Genomic DNA, 1624 nt, shown 5'->3' on the forward strand with positions numbered 1-1624 from the left:
GGCTTGACGTCGCCAGGGCGGCCGGGGTCGCGACGGCGGTGGTGAGTCCTGGTGACTTCCCTGACCGCGCGGCGTGGGACGCGGGACTCGCGCACGCCGTCCGGGTCTTCGACCCGGCGGTCGTCGTGAGCGCCGGGTTCATGCGGATCCTCGGGGCCCCGTTCCTCGACCGGTTCGCCGACCGGGTGCTCAACACCCATCCCGCCCTGCTGCCGGCGTTCCCCGGGGCGCACGGTGTGCGGGACGCCCTGGCCCACGGGGTGAAGGTCACCGGGTGCACGGTGCACCTCGTCGACGCGGGCGTCGACACGGGCCCGATCATCGCCCAGCGCGCGGTGCTCGTAGAGCCGGACGACGACGAGGAGAGCCTGCACGAGCGGATCAAGGTCGTCGAGCGGGCGATGCTGGTCGAGGTGGTCGGACGGATCGCCCGGGAGGGCCTGGTCGTGGACGGCCGAGCCGTGCGCCTCGGGAGTCGCGGCGTCGGGGGCGGCTAGACTCGACGACGGTCGTGACTGGCGAAGAGGTGGACCGAACCACCGGGGAGCGGCCGAGGTCCCCTGCAGTGCACCGGTCGCCTGGGTGCCTGGGTCACGCACAGAGCCGACCCAGGAGACGCCATGTCGCACCAGACCGATCCCCACGCCCCTGCGTCGCCGGCCGTCGCCGACCCGACAGCCGACGCCACCCGTCGCCCCGTGCGGCGCGCGCTGCTCAGCGTGTACGACAAGACGGGCCTGACCGAGTTCGCGACCGGCCTGCACGCCGCGGGGGTGAGCCTGGTGTCCACCGGCTCGACCGCGGCGACCATCGCCGCTGCCGGGGTCCCGGTCACCACGGTCGAGGAGCTCACCGGGTTCCCCGAGTGCCTGGACGGACGGGTCAAGACCCTGCACCCGCGCGTGCACGCCGGCATCCTCGCCGACACGCGCCGTCCCGACCACCTCGCCCAGCTCGACGAGCTGGGCGTCGAGGCGTTCGAGCTCGTCGTGTGCAACCTCTACCCGTTCGCGGCGACCGTCGCCTCGGGCGCCGCGCCGGACGAGGTCGTCGAGCAGATCGACATCGGCGGCCCGTCCATGGTCAGGGCCGCAGCGAAGAACCACCAGAGCGTCGCCGTCGTGGTCGACCCCCGCCGGTACGACGACGTCGTGGCGGCGGCCCGGCTGGGCGGGTTCACGCTGGCTGAGCGCCGCTCGCTCGCGGCAGCGGCCTTCGTGCACACGGCGACGTACGACGTGCACGTGGCGAGCTGGATCGGCAACGTCCTCGCGCCGACCGACGAGGTGGACGGCCGTGCGACGGGGTTCCCGGCCTGGATCGGCGCGACGTGGGAGCGGGCGTCGGTGCTGCGCTACGGCGAGAACCCGCACCAGCGCGCCGCCCTGTACCGCAACGGGTACCAGCCGGGTGGCCTCGCCTCTGCCGAGCAGCTGCACGGCAAGGAGATGAGCTTCAACAACTACGTCGACGCGGACGCCGCGTGGCGCGCCGCGCACGACCACCAGTCCCCGGCTGTCGCGATCATCAAGCACCAGAACCCCTGCGGCATCGCCGTCGGAGAGGACGTCGGCCAGGCGCACGCCAAGGCGCACGCCTGCGACCCGGTGTCGGCGTTCGGCGG

General features: G+C 73.6%; 2 protein-coding genes and 1 riboswitch. Both genes read left to right on the forward strand.

The annotated features are described in order from the left end of the window. Positions 1-497: phosphoribosylglycinamide formyltransferase (gene purN, locus RMO30_RS11260; protein WP_309713418.1), on the forward strand; the 497-nt coding region annotated here is incomplete at its 5' end. A gap of 4 nt (positions 498-501) precedes the next feature. After that, positions 502-591, forward strand: a riboswitch (ZMP/ZTP riboswitch). A gap of 29 nt (positions 592-620) precedes the next feature. Further along, positions 621-1624 (forward strand): bifunctional phosphoribosylaminoimidazolecarboxamide formyltransferase/IMP cyclohydrolase (gene purH, locus RMO30_RS11265; protein ID WP_309713421.1); only part of this gene is annotated, 1004 nt, incomplete at its 3' end.

The sequence above is a fragment of the Pseudolysinimonas sp. genome (assembly GCF_031389465.1).
Lineage (GTDB): Bacteria > Actinomycetota > Actinomycetes > Actinomycetales > Microbacteriaceae > Pseudolysinimonas_A.